Origin of the sequence: Micromonospora luteifusca (genome assembly GCF_016907275.1) — a bacterium.
In the GTDB taxonomy this organism is placed as follows: domain Bacteria; phylum Actinomycetota; class Actinomycetes; order Mycobacteriales; family Micromonosporaceae; genus Micromonospora; species Micromonospora luteifusca.
Window position 1 is genome coordinate 928,214 of record NZ_JAFBBP010000001.1, and the last position, 20,593, is coordinate 948,806.

A 20,593-nucleotide genomic window follows, 5' to 3' on the forward strand; every position below is an offset into this window, starting at 1 on the left:
ACAGCTCCCTGGTCCGCTCGGTCATGCCGTCTCCGCCTTTCGCACCCGGGGGTCGAGGAACCCGTACAGCAGATCGGCGAGGAAGTTGGCTACCAGCACGCCGACGGTGGTGAACAGGAAGATCGCCTGCATCAACGGGTAGTCCCGGCTGGACACCGATTCCAGCAGCAGGCGGCCCATGCCCGGATAGTTGAAGACCGTCTCGACGAGGACCGTGCCGCCCAGGACGCTGCCCAGCGCGATGGCGAAGCCGGTGACGTTGGGCAGGATCGCGATCCGGGCGCCGTAGGTGAGGGCGATGCGCCGCCGGGGAAGGCCGCGGGCGACGGCGAGCCGGGCGTGGTCCTCACCGAGGCTCTGCACCATGTTGTTGCGCATGCCGATGATCCAGCCGATCGGGCCGGTGATCAGCAGCGCGACGGCGGGCAGCACGCTGTGCTGGAAGGCGTCGGAGATGAAGATCCAGCTCCAGCCGGGACTGCTGCCGCCGCCGTAGCCGCCACGCTCGGGAAACCAGCGCAGGGTGATCGCGAAGACGTAGATGAGCAGCAGGGCGAGCCAGAAGAACGGCAGCGTGCCGAGGAACGTCGAGCCGAGGGTGATGACCGAGTCGACCCGGCTGTTGCGCCGGTACGCGGCCCAGGTGCCCAGCAGCGTTCCGACGATGAAGGAGATGATCTGCGTGACCCCGACGAGGATCACCGTCCACGGCAGGGCTTGGCCGATCATGTGGGTGACGCTGTAGGGGAAGTAGGTGTACGACACCCCGAAGTCGCCGTGCAGCACCGCGCCGAGGTACTGCAGGTACTGCTCGAAGAGGTTGCCATCGGGGGCGCCGAGCATGATCCGGACGGCCTGCACCTGGGCCGGGTCGACGCTCTCGCTCTGCCCCGCCAGCCGGGAGACGATGGCCTCGGCCGGGTCGCCGGGTTGCAGTCGCGGGATCAGGAAGTTCAACGTGACGGCGGCCCACAGGGTGCCGAGGAAGAAGACGAAGCGTCGGGCGAAGTAGGCCACCGGGACCCTCCCTTCCGGGGGACGGGCCGGCCGGCGTGCGGGTGCGCGCCGGCCGGCCATCGGCTTACTTGGCGTTGGTTCCGGTGGGCCGCAGGTTGGTGATGATGAGCAGGTTGTCGCTGGGCGCGGCGTAGGGGTTCTCCTCGCTGGGCCAGCCGGTGGCCTTCGCGGTGCGGTACTGGAACCACTTGGCGCCGTACCAGAGCGGGATCACCGGCACCTGCTCGGTCATGACCCGGGTCAGGTCGGCGACGGCGGCCTTCTGGCCCGCCTCGTCGGTGGCGGTGCGCAGGGTGTCGATCAACTGGTCCGTGCGGGGGTCGGTCCAGCGGACGAAGTTGCTGACCGCCTTCTTGCCGATCGGTGCGGACTGGTCGCTGGCCAGCGGCTCCTGGAAGTTGCGGAACATGTTGCAGCTTCCACCGTGCACGCCGAGCAGCATGTCGTAGTTGCCGATCGCCCGGTCGTTCTCGTATGCCTCGGGGGTGGGCGTCTCGGCCCGGACGGTGAACCCGAGCGAGGTCAGGTTCGCCACGATGATGCGCTGCGCCTGCACCCAGTCCGTCCAGGCGCCGGGGACCCGGAAGCTGAAGGCGATGGGCTTGCCGTCCTTGCCGACCCGCTTGCCGGCGCCGTTCTTCGGGTAGCCGGCGGCGGTCAGGTCGGCGTCGGCCCTGGCGGCGTCGTAGCCGGCCACGCCCTGGCTGGGGATGTCCTTGGGCAGCCACTCGGCCTGCCCGGGAACTACCAGGCCGGTCTGACTGGCCGGCTTGACGTAGCCGAGCTGCGCCTTGTCGACGATCTCCTGCCGGTTGAAGGCGGGCACCAGTGCCTTGCGGAAGGCGGTGTCGTTGAACGGCGCCTTGGTCAGGTTCATGTAGACGCTGATCGAGCCGCCGGAGGGGAACCAGTATTTGTTGTTCTCGGGGTCCCGGTCGACGTACGCCTTCTTGATGTCCGGCACGAACATCGCGTTGGTGTCGTACTCGCCGCGGCTGAGCTTGAGCTGGTCGATCTGACCGCCACCGTCGGCCTTGTGGAACCGCAGCTCGTCGACCTTGACCTTGTCGGCCTGCCAGTAGTCGGCGTTGCGGCCGAGCGTGAGCTGCTGGGGATTGAAGGCCTTGACGGTGAAGGGTCCGGTGCCGACCGGCTTCTCCGGGTTGGGGAAGGTCACCGGGTCACCCACGGCGGACCAGACGTGCTTGGGCACGATCTTGATCTCGCCGAACAGCGTGAACGCCGCCGCGCCGGGCTGGGCGAACCGCATCGTGACGGTCTGCGGGTCGGTCGCCTCGACCGCGCTCAGGTACCGCCAGATCCCCTTGGTGTCGAGCGCCTTGTGCTGCTTGAGCATGTCGTAGGTGAAGGCGACGTCGTCGGCCGAGAACGGCTTGCCGTCGTTCCATTTCACGCCCTGGCGCAGCTTCCAGACCAGCGTCTGCGGGTCGGTCCACGTCCATTCCGTGGCCAGCCAGGGCTTGGCCTGGCAGCCGTAGTTGTCGTACGTGATCAACTGCTCGAAGACGTACTCCGTGGCGCCGAGCCGGCTGGCGTCCAGGTACGGGTTGTAGTTGGCCTGCGGATTGCTGCCGCCGCCGAAGTCGCCGTAGTCGAGGTACGCGATCCGGCCGTCGGTACCGGGGCCGGACTTCTGCTCCGTGCCGGTGCAGCCGCTGGCTGCCAAGGCGACGGCCGCAGCCACCGCGGCGATCCGGGCTAGTCTCGATCGTTTCATTTGCCGGTACCTCCAGTGGGGGATTCCGCCGGGCAGCCGCAGCTGCGGCGCACGACGAACTCGGTGGGGAGGACGATGGTCTCGGGTGTCGCCGCGCGGGGGTCGGCGGCGGCGTTGAGGATCTGACGGGCGGCCTCGGCGGCCAGGTCCCGGATCGGTTGACGCACGGTTGTCAGCGACGGCGAGACGAGCGCGGCCATGGGCGCGTCGTCGAAGCCGGTGATGACGAGGTCGTCGGGTACGCGCAGCCCTCGGCCGAGGGCCCCGACGAGGACGCCGATGGCGATCTCGTCGTTGGCGCAGACCACCGCCTGCGGGGCGGTGCGGCCGACGAGCAGTCGCTCGGCGGCGAGTACGCCGTCCGGCTGCTGCATGGCGACCCGTACCGGCTCAGCGGGTGGGGTGAGGTCCAGCTCCTGGTAGGCCTCCCGGAAGCCGGCCCACCGCTCGCTGACGTCGGGCGACCCGTCCGGGTTGCCGACGAAGGCCAGGTGGCGCAGGCCGTGGTCGACCAGCAGGTGTCGGGTCAGCCGGGTCATGGCCGGAGCGTTGTCGACGCTGACCGAGGAGACCGCGTCCGGACCCCGGCCGGCCAGGACGACGACCGGGACCATCGTGGCGAGCCGGAGCAGCGCAGATTCGGAGATGGTGCCGCCGATGACGGCGATGCCGTCGACTCGGCGGGCCATCTCCAGCACCTGGTCGTCGGAGTCCTCGCGCAGATGCGTGCAGAGGATGTGCACGCTGGCCCGGGCCGGCACGGCCTCCGACTCGAAGCCCTGGATCAGTTCGGTGAAGTACGGGCCGGACAGGCCGGGGAAGACCAGGCCGAGCGCGCCGTGCCGGCCGGCGGCGAGCGCTCGACCGAGGTGGTCCGGCCGGTAGCCATGCTCCTCGATGGCCTCCAGAACGCGGCGGCGCATCTCCTCCGACACCTGACCGGTGCCGTTGGAGACCCGGGACACCGTGGCGACCGAAACTCCGGCCAGCCGGGCGATCTCCCGAACCGTGACCCGACTGTTGCCCATGACTTCCTCTATCCGTAACGTGCATGACAGAAACCGGTTTCAGGGCACCATAAGCAGGCGTTCGCCAGATTCACAAGAGGGACCGCCTGAAGATCCGCCGAGAGGAAGAGTCACACCGCATGTCGCGAGTTCTTCTCCACGACCGCAGGATCGTCATCGACGGTCGTCCCCGGCTGCTGCTCGCCGGGGAGGTGCACTATTTCCGACTGCCCCGGGCGGAGTGGGCGGACCGTCTCGACCGGCTGCGCGAGTGCGGCGGCGACACCGTGGCGACCTACGTGCCCTGGCTCTGGCACGAGTTGCCCGATGGCGCCGTGGACCTGACCGGTCGTACCCACGAGCAGCGCGACCTCGCCGGCTTCCTGGACCTTGCCCACGAGCGGGGCCTGTACGCGCTGGTCCGGCCCGGCCCGTTCATCATGGCCGAGATCAAGAACGAGGGCATCCCCTACCGGTTGTACGACGAGCACCCGCACCTGCTGCCGACCACCTGGGACGGCCGAACCGTCGAGACCCGGACCATCGACTACCTGGCTCCGGAGTTCCTGGCCGCGGCCGAGGGCTGGTACGCCGAAGTGATGCCGGTGATCGCCGAGCGGCTCGCCGATCGCGGCGGGCCCGTGATCGGCGTCCAGCTGGACAACGAGATCGGGATGCTGTCCTGGGTGACCAACTCCCCCGACCTCACCGACGTCGTCTGCGAGGACGTGCGGCGCTGGGCCGTCGACCGGTACGGCAAGGACATCGCCGCCGAGCGCATCGGTGCCGACCCGGGCGACCCCGACGCCTGGGCCGCGGCGGTGCGTACCCCGACTGAGGCGCGGTCGTTGACGGTCCACGACGATCTGGGCCGCTACATGCGCGACCGGTACCGGCGGTACGTGGTCGCGCTGCGCGAGTCCGCCGAACGGCACGGGGTGACCGGCGTGCCGTTCCTGATCAACGTGCACGGCACCGGGGGCGGGCGGGGCCGGACCTTCCCGATCGGCATCAGCCAGCTCTTCGAGGCGTACCGGGGTCAGCCGCAGCTCACCTCCGGCTCGGACTACTACCTCGGCGATCTCACCGTCACGAACGTCGCCGACCTGTACGTCAGCAACGCCTTCCTGGCTGCCGTGCACGACGCCCACCAGCCGCCGATGTCGCTGGAGTTCGAGGCAGGCAACGGCGACTACGGCCAGGACCTGTCCACGCTCTACCCGCCGGAGGCGATCGAGCTGAAGACTCGGCTCTGCGTGGCGCAGGGCAACCGGCTGCTCAACCTCTACCTGTTCGCGGGCGGATACAACCCGCCTCTGGCCGAGCCGGTGGGCGATGGCAACGACCGGATCGCGTTTACCGGCGAGCGGCACGGATTCGCCGCGCCCGTCGACCCGGAGGGGCGGCTCAACCCGACGTACGCCGCGGCCCGACGGGCCCTGCACGCCGTACGCGGCGTCGCCGACCTGCTCGCCGATTCCGACGAGGAGAACGACGGCCTGGCGCTCGGCTTCGTGCCCGACCACTACCTGACCGAATACCACCACCCTGCCTCGGCGTCGCGGGCCGCGCAGGTCGCCGACCTTGAACGATTCCGCGGCATGGGTCCGCGCGACGTGCTCGCCCGGGCGCTGCTGCTCGCCGGCTACTCGTTCCCGGCCGTCGACCTCCAGTCGCCGCTGCCGGCGGACACGCCGCCGGTGATCGCGCTGGCCAGCGCCGTCACGCTCGGGCGGGAGGTGCAGCAGCGGCTGGTCGAGCACCTGCACGGCGGCGGTCGGCTGCTGCTGCACGGCGTCCTGCCGCAGCGGGACCACGACGGCACCCGGTGCACGCTGCTCGCCGACGCGCTCGGGCTGACCGTCACCGGCCGCGTCGACGACGGGCCACAGTCCTTCCCGTCAGTGGTGGGGCAGGGCTGGGCGGCGGGCCGGGCCGAGGTCCGGGTCGGCTACGCGCAGCGGTTGGCCGGCATCGCCGCCGAGCCCGTGCTCGTCGAGGTCAGCTCCGGCGAGCCGTGCGCGGTGGAGGTCGCCGTGGGCACCGGACGGGCGCTGGTGATCACCGCCGACGTGCCCTGCGACCTGGACTTCTGGCGAGCGGCGGTGGCGCGGCTCGGGGTACGCCAGCGGCTCGCCGCGAACGCCGACGGGCCCGGTCTCGTGCTCACCTCCACCGTGGACCCGGCTGGGCAGCGGCTGCTGCACCTGGTCAACGTGGCGCCGTCCGCGGTGACCCTCGCGCTCGGCTGGCAGGGCGTCCCGGTGCTGGCCGGCCGGCGGCTGCGGGTGCCCGCCCGCGCCGGGCTGATCCTGCCGTACGGGATCCGGTTCGGCGCCGCCACGCTGGTGGAGACAACCTGCGAACTGGTTTCCCGCGATGGGAACACGGTGCTGCTGCGCCCCACCCAGGGCGACGACGAGGTGGTGCTGGCTACCGACCGGCCGATCACCGCGAGCCGCGGCAGCGTGCACAGCACGCAGGGGCGGGTGACCGTGCGGCTTCCCGGCGGGCCCGACGACGACCCGGTCCAGATCAGCGTGGCCTGAGGGGGGCCGTTGGCACGATCGAAGCAGGCTCGAGCAGTGCAAACCCCGACGTACCCCTCCTGCCAGTTCGTTCCGGGAGTGGCCATCAGCCGTCTGGTGGGCTGTTGGCACCGCACGGCACGGCGAAACAGCATCACCGAACGAAGGGGAACCGCCCCATGACCATCACCCACCTGCCGCCGTTGACCAGCCCGTACCCGGTGTCCGCCGCGGACCTGGCGTCGTACCGGCGCGACGGTCACGTCCGGCTGCGCGGCGTCGCGAACGCCGGCGAAATCTCTGCCTTCCGTAACGTGATTGCGGCCGGCGTACGACGGCTGAGCACGGAGGACAAGCCGATGAACGAGCGCGACACCTACCGTCGCGCGTTCCTGCAGGTCGAGAATCTGTGGCGGCACGACCCGGCGGCGGCCCAGTTCAGCCTGGCCAGCCGATTCGCGGGCGTGGCCGCCGCGCTACTGGGCGTCGAGCGGGTTCGGCTCTACCACGACCAAGCGCTGTTCAAGGAGCCGCAGGGCGGTCACACGCCCTGGCACCAGGACGCCATGTACTGGCCGCTGGACGGGCATCGGTGCATCACCATGTGGATGCCGCTGGTCGACGTCAGTCCCGAGGCGGGCGGCATGTGCTTCGCCAGTGGAAGTCACACCGCAGGTCCGCTCAGTGACGTCGTCATCTCCGACGCGTCCGAGGAGCACTTCGAACGGCTCGTCTCCGACCGGCGGTTCCCGATCGCGGAGCCGATCCCGATGGCGGCCGGAGACGCCACCTTCCACTCGGGCTGGACGGTGCACAAGGCGTTGCCCAACGCGTCGACGGGCATGCGGGAGGTGATGACCGTGATCTGGTACGCCGACGGCCTGACCGTCACCCCGCCGGCCAACCCGGCGCAAGTCAATGACCTGGCCATCTGGCTGCCCGGCGCGGCGCCCGGTGACGTGGCCGCCACCGAACTGAACCCCCTCCTGCCGAAGGCCGGCTAAGCACCCGGTTGCTCCCAGTCTGCTCCTCCGAGCCGAAGGTGCCGGTTCGCGAACGCCAATCAGTGGCCACCGCGGGAGACCGTCGTGGCCACTGATTGGCGTTCACCGGAGCAACGCCTTCTCAGCGCAGCTCGTCGATTCCGGCGTGCACCGGGCACCCTCCCGGACCGCATCGGTCAGCCCCGTCGGCGTCGGTGACCGCCTCGATACGACGAAGCCGCTCGTCGCTCCCGCTGCCCCGCACGTCAATCACGTGCAGGAGCCTAACTGTCCCCGGGTAGGAACAGCCGAGTCAGATGGCAGCTGCCCGGGACACCTTCCACTCTCCGTTCACCGGGACCAGGGTGAGCACCACCCGGTTCTGGTCGACCTTCTCGCCTGCGGTGTTCACGTTGCGCCGGTACTGGTTGAGGTAGACGAGCAACTCGACCCGTTCGGCGGTCGCGGTCACCACGCCCGTCGCGGACACCTCGGCCGCCACGATCGCCTGCTGGGTGGCTGCGGTCTGCTTCAACGCCGCCGTGGTCTGCTCGTACTCCTTGCCGAACTGCCCGGTGGCGAAGGTGCGGCCGTTGGCGACGCTCTCGTCGAACGTCCGGTAGTCGTAGGAGAAGATCGCCTTGGCGGCGGCGGGCGCGGTGGCCAGTGCCTGGCGTACGGCGCTGTCCCGCTGCCCGGCGCGGTGATCGCCCCACCAGCCGGCGCCGGCGACGGCGGCCGCGAGGACGATCGCGACGACCAGGGCCGGGACGAGCCGGATCCGGGCGGAACGCAGCCGGGGAACGCGCGGCCGCCGCGGGAATCGGACCAGGGTACGCACGTGTCCTCCCTCTCTCATCCGACGAACTGCAGCCGTGCCACGAGCCACCGCCCGGATGCCTTGTCGTGGACGATGTCCAGCTGAATCCGGTAGTGCGACGGCCGCCCCTCGGGTGCCTTGACGTTCTTGACGGTGGCGTCGACGGCGACCAGTACAAGCGCTCGGCGGCGATCTCCGGAGACCAGCCCGGCCCGTAGCACCGTTCCGCGCGAGTCGACCTTGTTCTCCACGACCGCGGCGCGGACCTGCGACTGGCCCCGGGTGAACTCGTCCTTGAAGTCGCCGGTGGCTCCGGCGGTGATCCGCTGGACGTCCCGGTCGACGCTGGCCGCGCTGACCGAGACGAAGTTGACGCTGGCCTGTTTGGCGGCGGCGAGGGCCTGCTGCCGGGCCTGGTCCGTCGCCCGGTCGACGTACCAGCGGTGCCCGGTCACCCCGCCGGCGGCGACCGTGGCGGCGAGCACGGCCACGAGCAAGACGACCAGCGACCGTCGCCGGGTGGTCGACGTGGCGCGCTCGCTCCTGCGGCGGGCATCCGAGGCGTCCTCCGGCGAGCTGTCCGCGCTCGCGGGATCGTCTCCGCTCGCCGGGTCCGCGGCATCCGCCGGGTCCTCGACCGGCTCCTGGTCGAGCCGCCTCAGCAGGTCCTCGATCGGTTCGACCGGTCGGGGGAGCTGGCGTGGCACGATCCGGCGCTGCGACGCGCGGCCGGGCACCCCAGGCTTCGCCCCCTTGATGACTTTCAGCGTGTGGTCCCTCCGAGCCCGCATCTGCGCCTCCTTCTTCGCGTCGCTCACGGCGTCACCCCGGCCAGCAGCAACTGCTTCCACGACTGGTCTCCGGCTGTCCGGGACTGGCCACCGGTCCCGCCGAACTGCAACGGCCGGCCGTCCGCGCCGAGTACCAGGCCGGTCACCGGGTCGTACCCGCCGGGCTCGGCCCCACCGGTCGGGGCGCCGCCGGGCGACCCCGCGTCGGGAGCCGGTTTCCGACCACCCGGTCGGGGGGCGTTGCCGGCGCCGCGCACGCTGGCGCCGGCCGCCCGCTCCCCCGCGTCGCAGGTCGTTCGGCCGCCCCCGTACACGCAGGACGGCGGATCGTCGACGTTGAGGACCAGGCCGAGGTGGGCGGTGCCGTCGCCCGGGGTGACAGTGAAACCGCCGGCGACGGCGATCGGGTACACCACCAGCAGTTGCTCGATGCCGGGCAGCCGCCGGGCGGCGATGCCGTTGACGGCCACCAGGTTGCCGAGCAGGGTGCCGACCGTCGGTTCCAGCCCCCGCAGCAACACGACCAGTTCCCGACCGGCGGGAGGCCCCGCGGCGAGCAACCGCCGCAGGTCGGGGTCGGCGTCGCGGACGGTGGCCGCCAGCTGGGCCAGGCCCACCGCCCACCGGCGCAGCGCCTGCACCGACTCGGCCTGGGTGGTGAGCACGGTTCGCCCGTCGTTGATCAGCGCGAGTGTCTCCGGCAGGCGGGTGGTCGCATCGGTCAAAAACGCGTCCCCGTCGTTCAGGATCCGGGCCAGGGCCAGCTCGTTGCCCTCGAACGCGGCGCCGAGTTCGGTGATCAGGACGGTGAGGTCCTCCGGCCCGACGGAGCGCACCAGGGCGTCGAGGTTACTGAGCAGGACCTCCGGCGCGAGCGGGACACCAGTCCGCTCGACCGGGATCACCGCGCCGTCGGTGAGGTAGGGACCGCTGTCGCGCTCCGGACGCAGGTCCACGTACTGCTCGCCGACAGCGGAGCGGTGCGCCACCACGGCCCGCAGGTCGTCGGGCACCCGGACGTCGCGCTGCAACCGCAGGTCGGCCCGGACCCCGTCACCGCGCAGGGCAACCGCGGCGACCCGGCCGACGGGCACGCCGCGGTAGGTGACCGGGGCGTTCGGGAAGATGCCGCCGGCCCGGGCAAGGTCCAGGTGGACGACGTAGCTTCCGCCGAGCAGCCGGTCGCCCAGCCCGACGTAGCGGACGCCGACGTAGCTGACGCCGAGCACGCTCACCACCAGGAACGCCAGAACCTGAACCTTCGCGGTACGTCCGATCATGGCTTCAACCCCCCGGACAGCAGGTCCGGCAGGGTGCCGACCTGTCCGATCACCGCGCCGGTCAGCGGCAGGACGCACTGTGCCGTCAGGACCGTGCCGGAGGGCAGTTCGGTTCCGACGGGAAAGACCGTGCCCGGTGGCACGAGGCCCTTCGGCAGGATCAGCCCGCCGATGGGCACCTTCGAGCCGGGCTTGAGCAGGACGCAGCCCTCCGGCAGCAGACAGTCCTTCGGCGGCGTCCAGGTGGCGGGGAAGTGGAGCGGGTCGGGCAGGCACTTCAGGATCGGCAGGTCGGGCAGCGGACGGGACCCGCCGCCGGGCCGCGGCACGGTCGGTGTGCCGCCACCGGCCGCCGGCGCCCCGCCGGGCGTGGCGCCCTTTGCCGGCGTGCGTGGACGGGCCGGCGCGGCGGGGGCAGCGGCGACCAGGTTCGCCAGGATGGACGCCGAGTCGAGGTCGGCGGTGATGGAGAGGTTGACGAAGTCGCCGACGATCGCGCCGGTGACATTCGGCGGGAACGGGAACGACAGCATGAATTCCAGCGACTTGGGCAGGTCGTCCCCGGCACGTGTGAGCTGCTCCAGGATCGGTTGCAGCGCCCGCACGTCGGCCAGCGTGTCGTCGCGGCTGCTGTTGACCACCCGGGTGCCGACGTCACCCAACCGGTCCAGTGCGGTCAGCGCCTGGGTCAGTTGGGCGCGCTGCCCGGCCAGCACGGTCAGGCCCGGGGCAAGGGAGTCCACGGCCTCGCCGAGCACCTGCTTCTGGCGATCGAGCCGGCCGCTGAGCCGGTCCAGGGCGTCGAGGGCGCGGACCAGGTCGGCCTTCTGCTCGTCGAGACCGCCAATGAACGTGTCCAGCTGGTCCAGCGTGTCCCGGACGGCGGGCTCCCGCCCCTCGAGTGCGGCGCCGAGCTCCTGGTTGATGGTCCTCAGCTGCGCCAGACCACCGCCGTTGAGCAGCAGCCCCAGCGCGGCGAGGACCTCCTCCACCTCGGCGCCGCGAGCGGTCCGCGACAGCGGGATGAGGTCACCGTCGGCGAGTCGACCGGAGGAGGCGCCGGTGGGTGGCGACGCGACCGTCACGTACTTCTCGCCCAGCAGGCTGCTCTGCCGTACCGCGGCCGTCGCGTTGGACGGCAGGCGTACGTCCGCGCCGAGGCGCAGGGTGACCCGGGCGGTCCAGCCAGCCAGGGAGATCTTCTCCACGCTGCCGACCGTCACGTCGTCGACCTTCACGGCAGCCTGCGGCACCAGGTCGAGCACGTCACTGAACTCGGCGGTGACGGCGTACCCGTCGCCCTTTGGGGCGCCGCCGGGCAGCGGCAGGTCGGCGAGGTCGGGCAGGCCGCACCCGGCCGGCAGCATCACCACCACGATCGCGTACGCCAGGGTCCGTAGGGTGCGGGTGCTCACGACACACCCCGCAGGATGCCGCCGAGGGTGGGGTCGCTGGTGATGCCGGGGCCGCCTGGCGCCTGGGCGGGGATCGGCGCACCGGGGGAACTGAGGGGAGGCTTCCCCGGTGAGGACCCGCCGGTCGCCGGGGCGCCGGGCGGCAGCTTGAGGAGTTTGCGGAGCTGGTCGGTCATGGGCAGCCCACGGGAGTGCAGGGTCTGCGCGAGTGCCCGGCACTTGGCGGGCACCTGCGACGTGGGGAGCTGGTCGGCGATCAGTGAGCAGGCGAAACCGGCGGGGTCATAGGGACCCATCACGTTGTCCCGGGTGTCCAGGGTGCCCGACCGGGGGTTGTAGGCCAGGTTGAGGTTGCCCAGGGCGAGCGGGGCGACGTCGAGGATGTCGATGACGGCCTGTTGCTGGCGGACGAGGATTCCGGTGATGTCCGCCAGCGCGGCGACATTGGAGGTCAACGCGTCGCGGTTCTGCCGCACGAACGTGGTCACGTCGGCCAGCGCGGTGGAGAGGTTGCGCAGCGCGGCGGCCAGTTCGTCGCGCTCCCCGGCCAGTTGCTGGGCGACGTCGGCCAACTGCTGGTTGAAGGCGCGCACCTCCCGGTCGCTGCGGGCGAGCGCGGTGGTGAAGCGCTGGAGGTTGACGACCGACCCGAAGAGGTCCTGCCGCCCGTCGGAGAGGGTGGCCAGTGCCCGGGACAGTCCGTCGAGGGTGTCGTGCAGGTGCTGGCCGTTGCCCTCCAGGTTGGCGCGGCCGGTGGCGACGAGGTCGGACAGTGCGCCGTCGCGGTTGGCGCCCTGCGGGCCGAGGGTGCGGTTGAAGTCGTTGAGCGCCTGGTAGATGTCGTCGATCTCCATCGGGGCGGCGGTCCGCTCCAGCGGTATCTCGGCCCCGTCGGCGAGCACGGCACCACCGGCGTAGGCGGGAGTGAGCTGGACGTAGCGGTCGCTGACGACGCTGGGCGGCACGATGAGCGCCTGGGCGTCGGCGGGGACGGCGATCCCCGGGTCGTAGGACATGGTCACCTGGACGGTGCGGCCCTGCGGGGTCACCGCGACCACCTCACCGACGCGGACGCCCAGCATTCGGACGTCCGATCCGGGGTACACGCCGACCGCGCGGGAGAAGTGGGCGACGACCCGCCGTGGGGGTGTGCCGTCGCGGAGAAGGATCACGCTGGCGGCGACGGCTACCAACAGGACGGTGGTGACGGCGACCGGCCGGCGCCACCGCTGGATGGGAGCGGGCATCAGCGGCCTCCCGTGGGCTGGTACGGCTGGAGCAGACCGGAGACGTACGAGTCGAACCAGCGGCCGTTGCCCACCACGTTGGCGAACGCGGTGACGAACGGCCCCATCCGCTGGATGGTCTTCTCCAGGTCGTCCCGGTTGCGTTGCAGGATGGCGACGACCTCCCGCAGCTTGTGCAGCGCGGGAGCGAGCTGGGCGCGGTTGTCGCTGACCAGGCCGGACAGCTCAGTGGCGAGGTCGTCGGTGCCGACGAGCAGCTTGTGGATGGCGTCCCGACGCCGGCTCACCTCGCCGAGCAGCGCCTCACCGTCGGTGACCAGTGCGCGGAACTCCTCGTCCCGGGTGGCGAGCACGGCGGTCACCTGACGGGCGCGGTCGAGCAGCGTCCGCAGTTCGGCGTCGCGTCCGGCCACGGTCCGGGAGAGCCGGGAGAGGCCGACCAGGGAGGCATCGACACTCGCGGGGGTGCCGGCGAAGGTCTCGGACAGGGTAGTGAAGGCGGCGACGAGCTGATCGGTGTCGACCTTGTCGAGGGTTTCGGCGAGCCCGGTGACCGCCTGCACCACGTCGAACGGCGCGGCGGTGCGGGCGAGGGGGATCTGCCCGCCCTCGGGCAGCCGGCCCGGCCCGGCCGGTGAGAGGGCCAGGTACTTCTGGCCGAGCACCGTCTTGATCCTGATCGTGGCGCCGGTGTCGGTGCCGAGCCGGACGCTGTCGTCGTCCACGCGGAACCCGACCCGCACGTACGGCGCGCCGCCGCGGGCGAGTTCCACGGTGGTCACCTTGCCGACCCGCACCCCAGCGACCCGCACCTCGTTGCCGGTGACGAGGCCGCTGGCGTCGTGGAAGGCCGCCTCGTAGCCGCGTCCGGTGAGGTCGGCTAGCCGGTCGAGCTGGAAGGCGCCCAGCAGCACGGCGACGATCAGCGCCAGGCCGAGCGTGCCGACGACCACCGGATTGCGTTCCCGAAACGGTGTCACTGGCTGCCTCCGGCGCATCGGGCGGCCGGGGCGCTGAAGGTGGGCAGGTCGATCGGTGCCCGGCCCGACACCGCTACGTTGCCGTCGAAGTCGCACAGGTAGAAGTTGAACCACGAGCCGTAGGATGCGACGCGGGTCAGGGACTCGTACCGCTGCGGCAGCCGCCCGAGGGTGCCGTCGATGACGGCCGCGTTGCGGTTGAGGGTGCCGGAGAGCTCGTCCAGGGCGCGGACGTCCGCGGCGAGCGGTGGTCGTACCTCGCGCAGCAGCGACGACGTGGCGGTGGTGAGCTCGCCGATGCTGACCAGTGACTCGCCGATGGCCGCGCGGTCGGCCGACAGCCCGGAGACGAACTGCTGGAGCTGGCTGATGCTCTGGTCCAGGTTCTGGTCGCGGTCGGCCAGCGTGCCGAGGACGCCGTTGAGGTTGGTGATGACCCGCCCGATGACGGCGTCCCGGTCGGCGAGGGTGTTGGTCAGCGACGCGGTGCGTTGCAGCAGGCTGCTGATGGTGCCGCCCTCGCCCTGAAGCACCTGGATGATCTCGTAGGCGAGTTTGTTGACGTCCTCGGGCCTGAGCGCCGTGAACAGGGGCCGGAACCCGTTGAACAACACCGTGAGGTCCAGGGCCGGTGTCGTCTGGCCGAGCGGGATGAGGCCGTCGGGCCGCAGTGGACGCCCCTCCCCCGGCCCCTCGCTCAGCGCCACGTACCGCTGGCCCACGAGGTTGCGGTAGCGGATCTTGGCGCGGACGCTGGTGGCCACCGGGATGTCGGCGGTGACCGTGAAGGCCACCTCGGCGAGTGTGTCGTCGACGACCCTGATGTCGCGGACCCGGCCGACCTGCACCCCGGCCACGCGGACGTCGTCGCCGGGCAGCAGGCCGGTGACGTCGGTGAACCGGGCTCGGTAGGTGACCCCACCCGGTGGGAAGGCACCGAGAGTCTGCGCGAGCAGCGCCGTCAGCAGCAGGGTCACCGCGGCGAAGGCCATCAGCTTCAGCAGGGGCGCCATCGCTCTGTTGCTCATCGCGCGTTCACCACCCCTCCTCTCAGCAACGGCCCCCAGAGCAGGACGGCGATGTCGGGGACCTCCGCCGGAAGGACGCCGGTGACGGCGCCGACTAGCGGCTTGACCAGCGCCCGTTCCTCGCCGGTGGCGGCCCGGCCCATCGCCGGGGAACCGGCGGCGGGCACGGCCGCCGCCTGGCCGACCGGCAAGGGGGTGTGCGGGCGAGCGCCGCCGTGGTCGTAACCGTCGGCGACCGGCACGGTCGGCGCCGGCCGCCCCGGTTGGGGCAGGCCCCGGCACTGCGGGCCGTCGTGCGCGCCGTAGGCGGGCTCGTCGCGGCCCTTCTCGTACTTGCCCCCGTCGCGGGTGACCTCCAGGGTGACGTGCATCCGCCCGCCGGCGAAGACCCGCTCGACCTGGGGTTGCAGGGCGACCAGGCCGTTCATCAGGCACGGGTACTCGGGGGCGTATGTGGCGAGCAGTTCCAGCACCGGGCGGCTTACCTGGCCGAGCTCGATGATCTGGTCGCCGTGCCGGTCGAGGAAGCCGCGGGTGGCGTTGGCGGTGTCGGTGGTGTCGGCGAGGAACGCGGCCAGCTGTGCGCGTTGGTCGGTGACGGTGCGGGCGGTGACGGTGACATCCCGCAGCAGGGCGAGCAGGTCGGGCAGGACGGCGTCGTAGCTGTCCAGCACGACGGCGAGCTTGCGGACGTCGTCGGCGATGGCCGGCATCGCCGGGTTCAGCTGCCGCAGGTACGCACCGAGCCGCTCGATGTTCGCGCCGAGCTGTTCGCCGCGTCCGTCGAGGGCGGTGGCGATCGCCCCCAGCGTCGCGGCGAGCTGCTCGGGCCGCACCGCCTGGAGCAGTGGCAGCGCCTCGTCGAGGACGCGTTCCAGCTCGACGGCGGTGTGGCTGCGGTCCTGGGGGATGACCGCGCCGTCACGGATCGGTTCGCCGCTGCCGCCGGCCGGCACGAGCTCGACGTACCGCTCGCCGAAGAGCGTCTTGGGCAGCAGCCGCGCGCTGACGTCGGCGGGGATCCGCGGCGTCGTGGCCGGGTCCAGGGCCAGCCGGATGGTCGCGCCCGCTCCGGTGCTGTCGACCGAGCGCACGTCGCCGACGACGACCCCGCGGACCTTGACGTCGGCACCCGCACTGAGCTGCAGGCCGGACCGGCCGGCCTTCAGGGTGACCCAGGTGACCGGCGTGAACGCCTTGCGGTATTCGAGCACCGAGGCGGTCAACGCCGCGGTCAGCACGGCGATGAACACGATGCCGAGGATGCGATGTCTCATGGTCACCCCGCGATCCGGACGGTGGTGGTGGCGCCCCAGATGGCCAGCGACAGGAAGAAGTCGACGATGTTGACCGCGACGATGGCGAGCCGCACAGCCCGGCCGACCGCGACGCCGACGCCGGCAGGCCCGCCGCTGGCGGTGTAGCCGTAGTAGCAGTGCACCAGCACCACGATCACGCTGAACACCAGCACCTTGCCAAAGGACCAGAGCACGTCCTCCGGCGGCAGGAACAGGTGGAAGTAGTAGTCGTACGTGCCGGCGGACTGTCCGAAGTAGAAGACGGCGATGGTGCGGGTGGCCAGGTAGCTGGCGAGCAGCCCCACCACGTACAGCGGGATGACGGCGACGAACCCGGCGATCATGCGGGTGGTGACCAGGAACGGCAGCGAGGGGATCCCCATAACCTCGAGGGCGTCCACCTCCTCGGAGATCCGCATCGCCCCGAGCTGGGCGGTGAACCCGCAGCCCACGGTGGCCGACAGGGCCAGCGCCGCGACCAGCGGGGAGATCTCCCGGGTGTTGAAGTACGCCGAGACGAAACCGGTGAACGCGCTGCTGCCGAGCTGGTTGAGCGCCTGGTATCCCTGGAGGCCGACCTCGGTGCCGGTGAAGAAGGTCAGGAAGCAGATGACACCGACGGTGCCGCCGAGCACGGCGAGCGCACCGGAGCCGAAGCTCACCTCGGCCAGCAGCCGGATCACCTCGCGCTTGTAGCGGCGCACGGTGCGCGGCGCCCAGGCGAACGCCCGCAGGTAGAAGGCGAGCTGTCCGCCCAGGTTGTCGAGGTGGCGCAGCGCTGACACGTCAGCTTCCCTTCTGCGGTACGACCTGGAAGTACACGGCCGTGACGATGAAGTTCAGCGCGAACAGCAGCATGAAGGTGATCACCACGCTCTGGTTGACCGCGTCGCCGACGCCTTTCGGGCCGCCCTTGGCGGTCATCCCCTTGTAGGAGGCGACCAGCGCGGCGGCGGCGCCGAAGAGCAGCGCTTTGACCTCGCCGACCAGCAGGTCCGGCAGTTGCCCCAGGGCCTGGAAGCTGGCCAGGTACGCGCCGGGTGTGCCGCCCTGCAGGACCACGTTGAACAGGTAGCCACCGGTCACCCCGACCACGCTGACCAGGCCGTTGAGCAGCACGGCGACCAGCATCGAGGCGAGCACGCGGGGCACCACGAGGCGGTGGATGGGGTCGATGCCCAGCACCTGGATCGCGTCGAGTTCCTCGCGGATCTTCCGGGAGCCGAGATCGGCGCAGATCGCCGAGCCACCCGCGCCGGCGATGATCAGCGCGGTGACGATCGGCCCCGCCTCGCGGACCACCGCGAGCACCGACGCCGCGCCGGTGAACGACTGCGCGCCCAGCTGGCGGACCAGCGAGCCGAGCTGCAACGCGATGACCGCGCCGAAGGGAATGGAGACGAGCGCGGCGGGCAGGATCGACACCGAGCTGATGAACCAGGCCTGCTGGACGAACTCGCGGACCTGCACCGGTCGCCGGCCGAGGCCGCGCAGGGTGTCCAGGCAGAACGCGAAGAACTCGCCGGTGTGGCGTACGACGGTGACCGGTCCGCTCATCGGTATCACCGCCGCCCGTTCCCGGCCGGCACCCCGTCCGCCAGCCCGGCGAACGAGCCGGGAGGCGGCGTGACACCGTGCTCCCGGCACCACTGCCCCGGGGGCCGCTCGGCGGCGCGGGGCAGTCCGTCCGACGGCGGCAGTTGCAGCGGAATGGGCGGCAACGGTGGCAGCTCCACACCGGCGTCCGCCTCGGCCTGCAACTCCTCGGCGTCCTTCTCCTCGGCCATGCCAATCGGTCCGATGCGCTGGGCGTTGAGGAACTGCCGCACCACCGGCTCCGTACTGGACAACAGCAACTCCCGCGACCCGAACATGGCGAGGTGCCCGTGGTAGATCAGGCCAATGTTGTCCGGCACCGTGCGCGCGGTGTTGATGTCGTGCGTGACGATCAGGAAGGTCGCCCCGGTCCGCTGGTTGAGGTCGACGATCAGCTGGTTCAGGTACGCGGTGCGCACCGGGTCCAGCCCGGAGTCCGGCTCGTCGAAGAGGACGATGCGGGGGTCGAGCACGAGCGCGCGGGCCAAACCGGCTCGTTTGCGCATCCCACCGGAGATCTCCCCCGGCAGTTTCCGTTCGGCGCCGATCAGGCCGACCATGTCGAGCTTCTCGCTGACGACCTCGCGGATCTGGGACTCCGACTTGCGGGTGTGCTCCCGGAGCGGGAAGGCGACGTTGTCGTAGATGGTCATCGAGCCGAACAGCGCGCCGTCCTGGAACAGCACCCCGAACAGCTTGCGCACCTCGTACAACTCCCGCTCGGAGAGCCGGGGCAGGTCCCTGCCCTCGATCCAGATCGACCCGGCGTCCGGGCGGAGCAGCCCCACCAGTGTCTTGAGGAACACCGACTTGCCGGTGCCGGACGGACCCAGCAGCACGGATATCTCGCCGGCCGGCAGGGTCAGGCTGACGTCCGACCAGACTGGCTGGCCACCGAAGGACTTGGTCAGCCCCTGCACCGCCACCTCGACGCCCATCTACCCCCCTCTCGGCTCCTACCTGTGACATCGCGGTGATCCCGGCGGGCGTAACAACTTCTTTCGGCTACCGCGTCAGCACACGCCGTGAACTAGGCAAAGTGGCGCGCGTCTCGATAGCGTGCGGTTAACCCGCCGGTAACGAAGGTGCCTCGCGTCCCCATGACCACAGCGATCGAGCCAGAGCTCGTTCACCTGGCCGCCAACGGCGACCGGGCGGCGGTCGCTGCCCTGCTCACCGGTGTGCGGCCGGGGCTGGTCCGCTACTGCCGGGCCCGGCTGGGTCGCGTCGGCGGGGCGTACACCACCGCCGACGACGTCGCCCAAGAGGTCTGTCTGGCGGTGTTGAAGGCCCTTCCCGGCTACCGCGACCAGGGCCGGCCGTTCTCCGCGTTCGTCTTCGCCATCGCGGCGAACAAGGTGGCCGACGCCCAGCGCGCGGCGGTCCGCGCCGCCGCCGTCACCGACGCCGACCTGGAGCAGGAGGACACCACACCCGGGCCGGAGCAGCAGGCCGTCGCCACTGATCTGGCGCGACGGCTCTCGGTGCTGCTGCACCGCCTCCCCGACCTCCAGAGGGAGATCATCACCCTCCGCGTGGCGGTCGGTCTCACCGCTGAGGAGGTGGGCTCGATCCTCGGCATGTCGGCGCCGGCCGTACGGGTGGCCCAGTCCCGTGCCCTGGCCCGGCTCCGTACGCTTGCTGGCGACGGACTTGACGAGGTGGCGGCATGAGCGAGTCCCGGCCGGACGGCGGCGAGGCCGTGGACCTCGCCGCGATCCACCGCGACGACCTGCTCCTCGACGCGCTCGGCCGCGGCGAGCAGGAGGACGACGCCGACGGCCTCACGGCCATGCTGGCCGCCTGGCGTGCCGACCTCACCACCGACCAGCCGGCCACCGTGGTCGACGGCCCGGTCCAGGTCGTCGCGCCGGCTTCCGCCAGTCGGGCCCGCACGCTCCGGGCCGGCGCCCCCGCCGCCCCCGTTCCCGGCCCGACCCGGTGGCGGCCGTCCGGGCGGCGCGCCCTGGAGTTGGCCGCCGCCGTGCTCGCCGTGCTCATGCTGGCAACGGGGCTGGGAGTCGCCAGCCACGACGCCGGGCCGACCAGTCCTTTGTGGTCGCTGACCAGGGTGCTGCATCCCGAGCGGGCGGAGGTGCTCGGCGTCGAACACACCACCGCCCGTGCCCGCGAGGCCGTCGCGGACGGCCGGTACGACGACGCCTGGGAGCTGGTCGACCAGGCCCAACGGGACCTGGGCCGGGTCGCCGATCCGGCCGACGTCACCCGCTTGCGTGCCGACATCGATGCCGTCCTGCGGGATCTGACCACGCACCTCTGTCTCGGCTGGCCCCGCTGCGCCACCGGCCCAGTCATCCCGACGCCATCGCCCGCGGTGTCGACCGGCGCCGCCCCCGAGCCCTCCGGCGTCCCGGCGCCGGGCGGGACACCACCACGGCCACAGCGCCCGGCGCCGACGCACCCGTCGACCTCCACCGCCAACCCGTTGCTGCCTCGACCTCCGTTGCCGTCGGTGCCGCTCCCGTCGGTGCCGCTCCCGTCGGTGTTGCCGTCACTACCCTTGCTGCCCCTGCCGACCGGCGGCCTGCTCGGATGACCGGCGACCTGCTCGGCGGCCTGTCCGCGCTGGCGTGTCACGCCAACCTCGATCGGGGTAACGGCTGCGGGCCAGGTAAAGGGCGTAGAGGTTGCTTTCGCTGCCGCCGCTGGTGATGTAACCCAATCAGCGCTCGGCTGCGCGGAACAGGCCGGCGGGAAGGGAGTCTGTCAATCGAACGGTGCAACTCGGGTTGTTGACGGCTACTTGCGGCCTGCGGACAGGCGTCCTTCCAAGGCGATGTCGAAGGCGTTCAGGGCGGGTTTCCAGCGCATGGTCCACCGCCGGCGGCCCCTGACCGCGCTGCA

The 20,593-nt window shown here is 71.4% G+C and carries 19 protein-coding genes; 4 read left to right on the forward strand and 15 right to left on the reverse strand.

Annotated features, from left to right (window positions below):
• Window positions 1–21: 21 nt before the first annotated feature.
• From JOD64_RS03820 to JOD64_RS03830, 3 genes are all read right to left on the reverse strand, one after another.
• Window positions 22–1,017, reverse strand: coding sequence for an ABC transporter permease (locus JOD64_RS03820; protein WP_204940937.1), 996 nt, complete (start codon window positions 1,015–1,017; stop codon window positions 22–24).
• A 64-nt stretch (window positions 1,018–1,081) separates the two neighbouring features.
• Complete coding sequence (locus JOD64_RS03825; RefSeq protein WP_204940938.1) at window positions 1,082–2,755, reverse strand: ABC transporter substrate-binding protein; 1,674 nt, start codon at window positions 2,753–2,755, stop codon at window positions 1,082–1,084.
• Window positions 2,752–3,783, reverse strand: a complete 1,032-nt coding sequence (locus tag JOD64_RS03830; protein ID WP_204940939.1) for a LacI family DNA-binding transcriptional regulator — start codon at window positions 3,781–3,783, stop codon at window positions 2,752–2,754. The genes JOD64_RS03825 and JOD64_RS03830 overlap by 4 nt, the downstream gene beginning before the upstream one ends.
• Before the next feature lie 119 nt (window positions 3,784–3,902).
• On the opposite strand from JOD64_RS03830, the gene JOD64_RS03835 reads away from it, so the two are divergent.
• Both JOD64_RS03835 and JOD64_RS03840 read left to right on the forward strand, forming a co-directional pair.
• Window positions 3,903–6,311 (forward strand): beta-galactosidase, encoded by a 2,409-nt coding sequence (locus JOD64_RS03835; RefSeq protein ID WP_204940940.1) that lies wholly within the window; start codon window positions 3,903–3,905, stop codon window positions 6,309–6,311.
• A gap of 158 nt (window positions 6,312–6,469) precedes the next feature.
• Window positions 6,470–7,294, forward strand: coding sequence for a phytanoyl-CoA dioxygenase family protein (locus tag JOD64_RS03840; RefSeq protein WP_204940941.1), 825 nt, complete (start codon window positions 6,470–6,472; stop codon window positions 7,292–7,294).
• A gap of 121 nt (window positions 7,295–7,415) precedes the next feature.
• On the opposite strand, the gene JOD64_RS33400 is transcribed toward JOD64_RS03840, so the two are convergent.
• Genes JOD64_RS33400 through JOD64_RS03895 form a run of 12 tightly spaced genes read right to left on the reverse strand, consistent with a single transcriptional unit; the run spans window position 7,416 to window position 18,666 of the window.
• Window positions 7,416–7,547 (reverse strand): hypothetical protein, encoded by a 132-nt coding sequence (locus JOD64_RS33400; RefSeq protein WP_275581277.1) that lies wholly within the window; start codon window positions 7,545–7,547, stop codon window positions 7,416–7,418.
• A 39-nt stretch (window positions 7,548–7,586) separates the two neighbouring features.
• Window positions 7,587–8,114: a hypothetical protein gene (locus JOD64_RS03845; protein WP_204940942.1), complete on the reverse strand. Its 528-nt coding sequence runs from the start codon at window positions 8,112–8,114 to the stop codon at window positions 7,587–7,589.
• A 14-nt stretch (window positions 8,115–8,128) separates the two neighbouring features.
• A complete protein-coding gene (locus tag JOD64_RS03850; protein WP_204940943.1) occupies window positions 8,129–8,911 on the reverse strand; it encodes an Rv1363c family protein in 783 nt (260 codons plus the stop codon).
• Window positions 8,908–10,164 carry an MCE family protein gene (locus JOD64_RS03855; RefSeq protein WP_204940944.1) on the reverse strand — a complete coding sequence of 419 codons (1,257 nt, stop codon included), beginning with the start codon at window positions 10,162–10,164 and terminating at the stop codon, window positions 8,908–8,910. Before JOD64_RS03855 ends, JOD64_RS03850 begins: the two co-directional genes overlap by 4 nt.
• The gene (locus JOD64_RS03860) at window positions 10,161–11,579 is read right to left on the reverse strand and encodes an MCE family protein (RefSeq protein ID WP_307813214.1); all 1,419 of its coding nucleotides are present in this window, start codon (window positions 11,577–11,579) and stop codon (window positions 10,161–10,163) included. Before JOD64_RS03860 ends, JOD64_RS03855 begins: the two co-directional genes overlap by 4 nt.
• On the reverse strand, window positions 11,576–12,826 hold the full coding sequence (locus tag JOD64_RS03865) for an MCE family protein (RefSeq protein WP_204940945.1): 1,251 nt from the start codon (window positions 12,824–12,826) through the stop codon (window positions 11,576–11,578). The genes JOD64_RS03860 and JOD64_RS03865 overlap by 4 nt, the downstream gene beginning before the upstream one ends.
• The gene (locus JOD64_RS03870) at window positions 12,826–13,806 is read right to left on the reverse strand and encodes an MCE family protein (protein WP_307813216.1); all 981 of its coding nucleotides are present in this window, start codon (window positions 13,804–13,806) and stop codon (window positions 12,826–12,828) included. Before JOD64_RS03870 ends, JOD64_RS03865 begins: the two co-directional genes overlap by 1 nt.
• A complete protein-coding gene (locus JOD64_RS03875; RefSeq protein WP_239559388.1) occupies window positions 13,803–14,834 on the reverse strand; it encodes an MCE family protein in 1,032 nt (343 codons plus the stop codon). The genes JOD64_RS03870 and JOD64_RS03875 overlap by 4 nt, the downstream gene beginning before the upstream one ends.
• The gene (locus tag JOD64_RS03880) at window positions 14,831–16,111 is read right to left on the reverse strand and encodes an MCE family protein (RefSeq protein WP_204940947.1); all 1,281 of its coding nucleotides are present in this window, start codon (window positions 16,109–16,111) and stop codon (window positions 14,831–14,833) included. The genes JOD64_RS03875 and JOD64_RS03880 overlap by 4 nt, the downstream gene beginning before the upstream one ends.
• Before the next feature lie 2 nt (window positions 16,112–16,113).
• Window positions 16,114–16,917, reverse strand: a complete 804-nt coding sequence (locus tag JOD64_RS03885; protein WP_204940948.1) for an MlaE family ABC transporter permease — start codon at window positions 16,915–16,917, stop codon at window positions 16,114–16,116.
• Between the two features lies 1 nt (window position 16,918).
• Window positions 16,919–17,689 carry an MlaE family ABC transporter permease gene (locus JOD64_RS03890; RefSeq protein ID WP_204940949.1) on the reverse strand — a complete coding sequence of 257 codons (771 nt, stop codon included), beginning with the start codon at window positions 17,687–17,689 and terminating at the stop codon, window positions 16,919–16,921.
• Between the two features lie 5 nt (window positions 17,690–17,694).
• Complete coding sequence (locus JOD64_RS03895; RefSeq protein ID WP_204940950.1) at window positions 17,695–18,666, reverse strand: ABC transporter ATP-binding protein; 972 nt, start codon at window positions 18,664–18,666, stop codon at window positions 17,695–17,697.
• Window positions 18,667–18,828: 162 nt separating this feature from the next.
• On the opposite strand from JOD64_RS03895, the gene shbA reads away from it, so the two are divergent.
• Together shbA and JOD64_RS03905 are read left to right on the forward strand one after the other, a co-directional pair.
• Window positions 18,829–19,401, forward strand: a complete 573-nt coding sequence (shbA, locus tag JOD64_RS03900; RefSeq protein WP_204940951.1) for an RNA polymerase sigma factor ShbA — start codon at window positions 18,829–18,831, stop codon at window positions 19,399–19,401.
• Window positions 19,398–20,285, forward strand: a complete 888-nt coding sequence (locus JOD64_RS03905) for an anti-sigma-D factor RsdA (RefSeq protein WP_204940952.1) — start codon at window positions 19,398–19,400, stop codon at window positions 20,283–20,285. The genes shbA and JOD64_RS03905 overlap by 4 nt, the downstream gene beginning before the upstream one ends.
• Window positions 20,286–20,593 lie beyond the last annotated feature (308 nt).

What these genes read in the sequence shown, in the direction of transcription:
- JOD64_RS03825 (WP_204940938.1), bottom strand. Translation starts at nt 2,755, where the DNA reads ATGAAACGATCGAGACTAGCCCGGATCGCCGCGGTGGCTGCGGCCGTC.
- JOD64_RS03830 (WP_204940939.1), bottom strand. Translation starts at nt 3,783, where the DNA reads ATGGGCAACAGTCGGGTCACGGTTCGGGAGATCGCCCGGCTGGCCGGA.
- JOD64_RS03835 (WP_204940940.1), top strand. Translation starts at nt 3,903, where the DNA reads ATGTCGCGAGTTCTTCTCCACGACCGCAGGATCGTCATCGACGGTCGT.
- JOD64_RS03840 (WP_204940941.1), top strand. Translation starts at nt 6,470, where the DNA reads ATGACCATCACCCACCTGCCGCCGTTGACCAGCCCGTACCCGGTGTCC.
- JOD64_RS03855 (WP_204940944.1), bottom strand. Translation starts at nt 10,164, where the DNA reads ATGATCGGACGTACCGCGAAGGTTCAGGTTCTGGCGTTCCTGGTGGTG.
- JOD64_RS03865 (WP_204940945.1), bottom strand. Translation starts at nt 12,826, where the DNA reads ATGCCCGCTCCCATCCAGCGGTGGCGCCGGCCGGTCGCCGTCACCACC.
- JOD64_RS03875 (WP_239559388.1), bottom strand. Translation starts at nt 14,834, where the DNA reads ATGAGCAACAGAGCGATGGCGCCCCTGCTGAAGCTGATGGCCTTCGCC.
- JOD64_RS03880 (WP_204940947.1), bottom strand. Translation starts at nt 16,111, where the DNA reads ATGAGACATCGCATCCTCGGCATCGTGTTCATCGCCGTGCTGACCGCG.
- JOD64_RS03890 (WP_204940949.1), bottom strand. Translation starts at nt 17,689, where the DNA reads ATGAGCGGACCGGTCACCGTCGTACGCCACACCGGCGAGTTCTTCGCG.
- JOD64_RS03895 (WP_204940950.1), bottom strand. Translation starts at nt 18,666, where the DNA reads ATGGGCGTCGAGGTGGCGGTGCAGGGGCTGACCAAGTCCTTCGGTGGC.
- shbA (WP_204940951.1), top strand. Translation starts at nt 18,829, where the DNA reads ATGACCACAGCGATCGAGCCAGAGCTCGTTCACCTGGCCGCCAACGGC.
- JOD64_RS03905 (WP_204940952.1), top strand. Translation starts at nt 19,398, where the DNA reads ATGAGCGAGTCCCGGCCGGACGGCGGCGAGGCCGTGGACCTCGCCGCG.